This is a genomic window from Legionella sp., from assembly GCF_049790535.1.
GTDB lineage: Bacteria > Pseudomonadota > Gammaproteobacteria > Legionellales > Legionellaceae > Legionella.
Genome location: NZ_JBAQZB010000029.1, coordinates 1 through 8,908 on the forward strand (window position 1 = coordinate 1; position 8,908 = coordinate 8,908).

The following is an 8,908-nucleotide window of genomic DNA, read 5'->3' on the forward strand; positions in this document are numbered from 1 at the left end:
TATCCGTAATTAATAAGATTTTTCAAAAAATAACCTTGAAATTACATAAAATTACCTGATAGTATGAAGTTAAATGAACTTAAAACGCAGGGCAAGATAGGTGAAGTTAGCTAACCAGCAAGCTGGCCACCAAACTTCACAAGCCTTATTCACACCTTCGGTGCTCAACGTTTATCTTGCTTTTTGAGGTCAAAAAGTAAAAAATTAATTAGTGTCTAAAGGATTGCATAACCACTTATACAGAGGTAAGCATCCTTATGGACGAATCGAATAAGAAACCTACCCGAAAACACGGACGTCATCTTCGTGTTCCTGTTCTTCCCGATGAAGAAATTGCAATTAAATCCAATGCCGCCAGAGCAGGGCTTTCCATTGCAGAATACTTACGTCGGATTGGCTTGGGTTATCCAATCCAAAGTTCAATTGACAAAGATTACGTACTTCAGCTCTCTAAAATTAATGCTGACATGGGAAGGCTTGGAGGGCTTTTAAAGCTTTGGCTTACACAGGATAGACGTGTGGCCCATTTTGACCACAGAAAAATTAAAGCATTGTTGGATCGTATTCAGACAACGCAAGATGCAATGTTTGAGGTGGTGAAACAATTGTGATTATTCGCCACATTCCAATGAAGTCAGCAAGACTGAGCAGTTTTTCAGGTCTGATAAAATATATAACTGATGAGCAAAACAAACAAGAACGAGTAGGTACGGTCAGGATATCACACTGTAACAATATGGAGCCCACCTGGGCTACTCATGAAGTATTGGCAACACAGGCGCGAAACCAAAGAGCCAAAGGGGATAAAACATACCACTTACTCATATCATTTGCCCCAGGGGAAAACCCATCTGAAGAGATATTGCAGGTTATAGAGGATAGGGTTGTATCGTCTATTGGGTTCAATGAGCATCAAAGAATCAGTGCCATTCATCATGACACGGACAATCTTCATATTCACGTTGCTATTAATAAAATTAATCCTAAAAACTTTAATATGATTGAGCCGTATAGAGCTTATAGGATATTTGCCGAAGTTGCATCCAAACTTGAAATTGAATACAGACTTGAAATAACCAATCATCAACCCCGAAAAGGAAGATCCGAGAACCTTGCTGACGATATGGAGCAGCATTCAGGCATTGAAAGCCTGCTTAACTGGCTGAAACGAAATTGCAGTGGAGAAATTGATTCGGCCAACAGTTGGGATGAAATCCATAAAATCCTTGCACAATATGGCTTAGAAATTCGTGTTAGAGCCAATGGAATTGTCTTTTGTACTGAAAGAGGACTTACCGTTAAGGCAAGCTCAGTCTCTCGGAATTTTTCCAAAAAGAATCTTGAAGCCAAGCTAGGAGAATTTAAGCCATCACCATTCAGCGCTGAAAGTTCCAAGCAACATATCTATGGTTATGAACCGATTAACAAGAAAATGATTGGCACAGAAATTTATGCGCGTTATCTCCATGAAAAAGAATATGGAAAAACTTTGCTTTCTGAAAAACTTAAACATTTACGTGAAACGAAGACCAGGATGATTGAGAAAGCTAAGAAGTCCAGTCGAATCAAACGAGCTGCTTTGAAATTGATGAAAGCCCTAAGGACCCAAAAAAAATATATTTACAAGCAAATTAGTAAAACCCTTTTGAAAGACCTTGAAAGAATTTACCAAAATTATGCCAAAGAACGAAAGCATCTAATTGATTTGCACCAAAACAAAACCTGGGCTGATTGGTTACAACATAAAGCTCAGCAAGGTGACACAGAGGCTATAACAGCCTTGCGTTATCGAAACCGAAAAAATCAAAGTAATGATGCTTTATCTGGATCCTCTTCCGATATTTCTTTAACTGGTATTGAGCGAATTGACTCCATTACCAAAGAAGGAACACAGATTTATAAGATAGGTAAGGCCGTTATTAGAAATGACGGGAGGGAAATCAAAATTTCTAAAGGTGGTTCTATTGCCACACTGAAAAAAGCCATTGAGATGGCAAAACAGCAATATGGTAACTGTATCCGAGTCAACGGCACGCCACTTTTTAAAAAGATCATTCTTCAAATAACAGTGCAAAACAATATTTTAATAACCTTTGCTGACGCAGATCTGGAAGCTCATCGCCAAAAAATAAGTTTAGAACAGGAGAAACACGATGAACAATCAAGACGATACGGATTTAATAATGGACGAAGAACTTCAAGAGTTCATGAGGCTGCTGGAAGAACCAGAAGAAGTACAAACACAGCAAAGTCCAACGCTTTCAGCATTAGACAAGGCCCGTCAGCCAAAGATTACAACAGCCTGCGAAACCTGTCCAAATGCGATATGGTTCAGTTCACCGGAAGAGGTCAAGTGCTATTGCAGGATAATGCACATGCTCAGTTGGAGCGGCAAAGACTCCAACCTGATCACCATGTGCGACGGGAGGTTTCTGGATTAAAAAGGAATGGTAAGAGTTATATGAAATGAAATTTCTATTAATTCATCTTAAACCAGTAAAAATAATAGGTGCTTCTTTTCCTATATTGTCTATTTTGGCTTGATAATGTTGCGAATAAAGTACTCATCACTATTTTTTCCATGTTAGAGATTTTATTTCTGAATTTACGAAAGAAGGTCTTAAGGCAAGACAAGTTAAAGGAATCAAACTTGAGGTCTGGCCCCGATCTTGGTAAAAAGTTATCAAATGTCTATTTTCTAATTTGTCAGCAAAATCCGAGTGCACATATGCTTAACTGAATGCCATTGCTATCACAAGAACCCTTAAAACTGCTTAATCAATAATCTTCCGAAAACGAATAAATAGATTGATAACTATTTTTTGCAACTGCATGTGTTTTGCATAATACAATACAAAAGATCACGACACGCTTTTTATATATAAAAAAGGTGGACATTTTATAATTACCTGGGGTAACAGGCAGAGAGAGAAGATGTAATTTCTCATCTGCAGTTGAATGATATCCAACGCTTATATTTCCAGTTGGTAGATGCATGACTGCAGTTTCAGTAGTATCAAGGACATACTTCAGTTCTTTTGAAGTTAATACAGGCTCCAAAGCATCAATAAGTCTTAATTCAAGATAAAATCCAGCATCCCCTCCTGTTCTTAATTCATACAGTTTGCCTTCATTCATTAAACTTAATCTGTATGAATAACTACTCAATAAATCAGGGGATACGTTTTGATTTTCTTTAAAACAGGATAAATCCCCGATACAAATATTAGGGCAATCGCTAATATATTTACTTTTAGCAGTTGAAATAATTTTTGCATTATCGTAGCCAGAAAGCTCAAGCCAATCTCCAGTTATTGTTGACAATAACTTTGAACATTTTTGAGGGTAACTATACGCACGAACAATGGGTTTTAAAATTTTTATATAAAATTCCATTTGTTCAATTTCGATTTCTTTCTTATTGTAACTATTTAAAAGATCATTTCCTATTTCACGCATAGCTTTAAATTTATTTTTTGTATCTAGAGTTTGAATTGCATTCCACTGAGCTTCTATTTGATCAAAAGTTTTTTTAGGGGGAATGTATTTTGTTTTAGACATCTTTATCGTCTCATTGGTCATAAGGAAAGGGGGCCACTAAAAGCATTGCCTCTTTATACATATGATCAGATGGATAACCATTAATATGAGATTCTGCTGTAATAGTTTCAGCACCTACAGTCTCTCTAAATACTGATATTGTGGAATAGACAGTCTCAGAATAGGAGCTTCCCCAGCCAACAGTAACTTCTTTTGTATAATTAAAGCACCTATTGTACCTATCACAAAGTTTAGCGCGCAGGGTTCCTCCTGCGTCTACAGCTCCGCTGTTATAAATGAAAAAGGTATGAGTTGCTCCTACATTTATTTGTAAACCTTCATACCCTTTTTGATTATTTATTATAACATTTGCCCTTGAAAATGGCATCTCAAAGGATTTAGGTATATTATTTACTACAACGCTTCCGTGGCACTCAATTGTTCCGGTACACCAAATTCGCTGGTTTAGTATGGTAGTCGAATGTGCTTGACTTGCCAAAAGTATTAATAAAGCTAACTTTTTCATTATTAAAAATCTCTATTTGTGAGGTATAAACTACACTCCTACTAAATATAAAAATAATGAATCCTTAAACAAGTTTCCCTACTTTTTCATATCAGATAATATATGCCATTTCCATATGCCATTGAAAATTCAGTTTAGTAAGTTATGTATTTAAGACCGTATGCATTAGTCTTAATTTTTATCAATTTCCTGAGCAAGTGCTATAAGAGAATTTGAATTTTTAGAAGAATAATCCTTATAAGCACATTCTAATGTTCTAAAAAAATTATTATCAAACCAATCAATTTGGTATAAAAAACCCGACTCCGAATTACCCTCTACATTAAACGTAGTAATTTTATTATTTACATCATATCTTACTATGTTTTCATCAACTTTTGCTGCTTGGTGAGTTAGAGTAACATTACTTTCAGTATATGCACACGCTCCAAAATCCGCTGACTCGAAGAATTCTACAACTCCAGTCCATCCTTCTTTAAAAGTATTACTTGCAGCAAAACCATATACTTTTGAAATATACTTTTCATCAATTGGCAAAAAATTATATGCTAAGGCGATTTCGTCAATATTTCTTCTGAAAATAGAGCTATTTTTATCTTTATTATTTAAACTAGAATCATACTTGAAATGGACTATATCCTTTAGCTGCATTAACTCTTTAGCACGCTCACTATAAACAGAGATATACCCTTTATTTTCCTGTTCTCTACGTTCATTCATCCATTGTTTTTTTAGTTTTTCAGGGGCATTAACCTGCGAAGAAGGAACAATAGTTACCCCACCATTTGGACTAAATCCTTCTTTTATTCTATCGTTACGCATATCATTATTTATCTTAGCCATGATATTTTTTACTTTTGCATCGCTTGAATAATCGTTTGCATAAATGTTACTGGATATTAGGCATACTAATGATATCTTAACGAGTTTATTCATGTGATTTTTCATTTATCCCACCACCCATCATAAATAGCACAATCACTTACGGATTCAGATTGAACGAGATGCTCAACCCCCTTTTTATACATAAAATGATTACCTACCACACAATATGTTCCTCCATAAGATTCGGTTGCATGATATGCTGCATGCCTCCAACTATTAGCTTTTTCTGTTTTGAGCATGTGCATGTTTCTATCTTTACCTAGTAAACATTCTGGATAATGTCTACCTTCAACTCTAGCAACTACAGAATGGTTGAACCACCAAGTAATAGTTTCATTAAACCCTGCACAATTAGCCCTGCTATGGTGAGTTAATCCGTCAAATGCTGAATAAGACGATGAGCTAAAAAAAATAGTAATTAAAAAGAATCTTATTATTTTTTTCATTGTACACCTAAATGTTTCTAAATATATTTTTAGTAAAAATTATTATACACGTGTTATCTGGTGATAGCACCTTGGTTTTTTATGGTTGGGACACTCGAGCTAAAATTTCAATTTTTGATTATAGGTGTATTGGCAATAAATTGTTTGCGGATGTTTACCAAAAATGGAAGCAGCAATTTTTTTTGCACGCGCAAAGGAGTCAGGTGATGCTGCATAACCCGTAGAGCAAATTAATAAAAATAAGAGAAATTTACTCTCACTCTACGTAATGCGAGCTTATAGTGATTAAGAAGGTTTTATTTAATTAGAATTTTTCTGTTCAAGAGCCTGCACAAAGTCACTAACACTAGTCACCTCTTTTCCAACCAGAGCGTTACCCAGGCCCCCTTTAACGAATACTCGAAGTTCTTTTCCCAAATTACCGTTTCTTAAGGTTGATAAATGTTCACTTAAATCAACCTTCTCTCCTTTTAACGCGGATTTTAAAGCATTAACTGCGTCTTTTTTGTGTGTAAAACTTTTTTGAAAGATAGATAAAAGGCTCTCATGAAAATATTTTTTTGTTTTCCCGGAAGAATCAGTCACAGCTTTTCTTTTTTCTAGGTAACTCTCCAGTAGGTAATTAATATCAAATTTTTTTTCGAAGTTCTTCATTGTTATCATGGGTACCGAATGGAAAACTAATATTTGGATGTAATAATCTTTCAAGTGTATTTTGAATATCAGTTTCTAGTTCTCTTGGACGAGTATTTGTATTAAAAAATCTCCCAGAAGTAGTTGCTGTTTTTTTAGGACTAGACGAAACCACATGAGATAATGAGGTCACATCATCATTGGGAGTCTGAGAGGCTTGTGGAACCTGAGGTTTGATAGTTTGCCAAATACATTCAAATAATCGGTCAATTATTTCCTCAGATAGATTATTTATTTTAATTTCACGTAATTCAAATTGTTGCTCTAATTTATTAAACGTTTCTTTTGCTTCCGGGTACTGGGTAAATATTTCTTCAGGCGAAGGAGCCCTGCCATTTGAATTGAAAAAAGACCACCATCTAGAGCGTCCCCTACCATAAGTTACACTCCGATTAGAATCTAATGGCAACGATTTGATAAAGTCAGTAGTTAGTTTTTTTGTTGCGCTAACGAAAAAAGATCTTTCTGAAATATGGTCTTTAAGTTCCTTATTACTAATCAATCTCAAGCAGGATAAATAAGTTTTGACCGACTCTGAGGCTGATGTGGAGTGATTAATATCAAACAAGATTTCTAAACTAAGCGCTCTTTCATTGCCAAATAATATTTCTGAACCGTAAAAGACTCGGTAAGAATCATTCATTAATAGCTTGTATGCCAGATTCAATACTTTGATAACCTCCAGATCAGTTTCATTTTGTGCCCTTTTTTTATAGCATTCAACGACTACCTCTTCAGTAATAGCACTTAAATTAGTCAAATCAAATGGAATTCCTAGTAATGCATAAAGTAATGGGTGCTTAATTTCTCCCAATGAAACCTTTTTTCTAAATTGAATAATATTACAAGAAGGACTACCATTAAATTCTTGAGGTTGAATGGGTTGCATAACCATCATTGAATCCCAATCCGCCAATTCTGATAACATCAGTAAATTAGATATGCGCAAATAACCGGTTGTACTTGGTAAGACAAATAGGTTATTACCTAAATGAAGTACCTCGCATACTATTCTAGTACCTTTGCATAAAAGAACACCTTGACCTTGCTGAAGAATATACTGAGACATATTTGGAGTCACATTATATCGAATTGGTTTTGTTTTATCTAACTTCAATCCATTGATGTAAGCTACAAACTGATAGTTTCTTGAGGTAAGAAAAGTGAGCACATAACGTTTAAAAGCTTCTGCTTGGTCATAGGACAGACGAGGGAACGATTCTGCTTCTGTAAATTGTAGTGATTGTACGTTAACCAGCTTTTTTCTATAGGAAGGAGTACACATATTAAAGTCTTTCAACGATACAACTTGGCCAAGATTAAAATCAGTTTGTAAGTAAGCTACGTTAGCGATGAACGCTTCATTTGATCTGGAATTACGCTTAAATAAATAGTAATTACCTCCAAGAGATACTCCTACATTGCACACCCTAGATGGGTTGCCAATAAAAAACACAAGATTGTTGGGGCGTTGAGTTAGATGTTTTTTTTCAGAATGATCTGAATTCAAGCTAATTGGTTTGCCATCTCTTAAGATCCATACATCCAAAAGCTCTATTGCATTTTTAACATCAAAGTAAGTAAATAAATCAGGAGGCAATTGTCCTAGAAACTCTTCGGATTTCATGCTTTGCTCATTCAATGTATCTGTATTAAAAGGAATGATAACTGGGGTGCCTGCATAGATTTTTAAATCACCAATACGTGTGTCGGGACTAATTGTATAATGAAGAGTATCGTTTAAATATTTAGTCTTACCCTCGAATGAAATAGAGGTCGGATGATGAGGATCATGATTAACCAAATGAGATACGTCATTACTAATGTGAACTATTATATCATTATTAGGAGCTCCATCGACTCGAGACAAAGCTTGTTTATATCGAGGGTCATTGTTTAATTTTTGTTCTTCATCTGGCTTTAAATTGTCATAATGTTTTAATAATGCAATGAAATTTTCATAATTAGCTACTACAGTTGCAGAATCTAAAGAATCAAAACTAAGATCTAAAATTTGTGCAATAGACCAGTCCTCACCCGCAAGAAGTGATACATTATATTCACTTCTTTTAATAGGATCGGTTAAAAAAGTATGTATTGTTTTTGATAAATGTAAAAAAACACGGGCTTGTTCTACTGGTAGCTTAGTTTTATCTGGATGAAAAATTAGTGCTGCATGTCTATAAAACGTATTTAAGGCTTTTGGATGAAGTTGGCGAAGGCTTGTGCTGCGGGCACCTAAAGCTCTATAAGCAAGACCATCTTGTTTATATTCTTTATTTTTGAAACTTAAATGCATGCTTGATTTAATATTCAAACTATTATTCCCACCTGGTGTCGCCTCAGTTACTGCTGTAATGTAGTCACACGGATATACCTCAAGAAGTGCATCAAGAGTGAATATGCCAGGATACGAGCTGCCATTTTTAGAGAAAAACAACCCGTTGCCCAAATAAAGAGCCGAGTGGGTAAATTCGACCCCAAGATCTCGAGCGCCAAAATCATTTTTTTGCTTCATAAACTGAATTATTTGTCCTGGATTGAGGTGGGGAGCAGTTGTAATATGAGCCTCTCTATTCATAGAGGGTAATTGTTTGCCAGTGGTTAATAAAAATGCGAATTGATGGCAAGTAAATTCTGTATGCATATTATAGGCTTTATTCAAACCGGTTAAGTATTTCATTAAATTTGCTGCGATTTCTTCGGGTATAGGGAGAGACTGCTCATCGTAAACAATACTTAATTCCGTTACTTTTTCAAAAAAATCAGCAGATAATGGTAAAGAAAAAAATTGATTTAGAGTTGTTTCAAAATTCTT

Annotated in this window: 8 protein-coding genes; 2 read left to right on the forward strand and 6 right to left on the reverse strand. The window is 35.1% G+C overall.

Annotated elements, in window-relative coordinates; translation table 11 throughout:
• Positions 1–257: 257 nt before the first annotated feature.
• Entirely contained in the window at positions 258–611 is a 354-nt protein-coding gene (gene traJ, locus WA877_RS01305) for a conjugal transfer transcriptional regulator TraJ (RefSeq protein ID WP_425169138.1), read from the forward strand.
• Positions 608–2,470, forward strand: a complete 1,863-nt coding sequence (gene traI, locus WA877_RS01310) for a TraI/MobA(P) family conjugative relaxase (RefSeq protein ID WP_425169139.1) — start codon at positions 608–610, stop codon at positions 2,468–2,470. The genes traJ and traI overlap by 4 nt, the downstream gene beginning before the upstream one ends.
• Before the next feature lie 308 nt (positions 2,471–2,778).
• On the opposite strand, the gene WA877_RS01315 is transcribed toward traI, so the two are convergent.
• The 6 genes from WA877_RS01315 to WA877_RS01340 form a co-directional block, all read right to left on the reverse strand.
• Complete coding sequence (locus WA877_RS01315) at positions 2,779–3,561, reverse strand: hypothetical protein (RefSeq protein WP_425169140.1); 783 nt, start codon at positions 3,559–3,561, stop codon at positions 2,779–2,781.
• 10 nt (positions 3,562–3,571) lie between these two features.
• Positions 3,572–4,066: a hypothetical protein gene (locus WA877_RS01320; RefSeq protein ID WP_425169141.1), complete on the reverse strand. Its 495-nt coding sequence runs from the start codon at positions 4,064–4,066 to the stop codon at positions 3,572–3,574.
• A 171-nt stretch (positions 4,067–4,237) separates the two neighbouring features.
• The gene (locus tag WA877_RS01325; RefSeq protein ID WP_425169142.1) at positions 4,238–5,014 is read right to left on the reverse strand and encodes a hypothetical protein; all 777 of its coding nucleotides are present in this window, start codon (positions 5,012–5,014) and stop codon (positions 4,238–4,240) included.
• Complete coding sequence (locus WA877_RS01330) at positions 5,011–5,397, reverse strand: hypothetical protein (RefSeq protein ID WP_425169143.1); 387 nt, start codon at positions 5,395–5,397, stop codon at positions 5,011–5,013. The genes WA877_RS01325 and WA877_RS01330 overlap by 4 nt, the downstream gene beginning before the upstream one ends.
• Before the next feature lie 300 nt (positions 5,398–5,697).
• Positions 5,698–6,051, reverse strand: a complete 354-nt coding sequence (locus WA877_RS01335) for a hypothetical protein (protein WP_425169144.1) — start codon at positions 6,049–6,051, stop codon at positions 5,698–5,700.
• The coding region (locus tag WA877_RS01340) for a hypothetical protein (RefSeq protein WP_425169145.1) at positions 6,026–8,908 on the reverse strand (2,883 nt) is incomplete at its 5' end. The genes WA877_RS01340 and WA877_RS01335, both read right to left, overlap by 26 nt.

Coding starts and splice junctions, on each gene's coding strand:
- traJ (WP_425169138.1), top strand. CDS start 258: ATGGACGAATCGAATAAGAAACCTACCCGAAAACACGGACGTCATCTT.
- WA877_RS01315 (WP_425169140.1), bottom strand. CDS start 3,561: ATGTCTAAAACAAAATACATTCCCCCTAAAAAAACTTTTGATCAAATA.
- WA877_RS01320 (WP_425169141.1), bottom strand. CDS start 4,066: ATGAAAAAGTTAGCTTTATTAATACTTTTGGCAAGTCAAGCACATTCG.
- WA877_RS01325 (WP_425169142.1), bottom strand. CDS start 5,014: ATGAAAAATCACATGAATAAACTCGTTAAGATATCATTAGTATGCCTA.
- WA877_RS01330 (WP_425169143.1), bottom strand. CDS start 5,397: ATGAAAAAAATAATAAGATTCTTTTTAATTACTATTTTTTTTAGCTCA.
- WA877_RS01335 (WP_425169144.1), bottom strand. CDS start 6,051: ATGAAGAACTTCGAAAAAAAATTTGATATTAATTACCTACTGGAGAGT.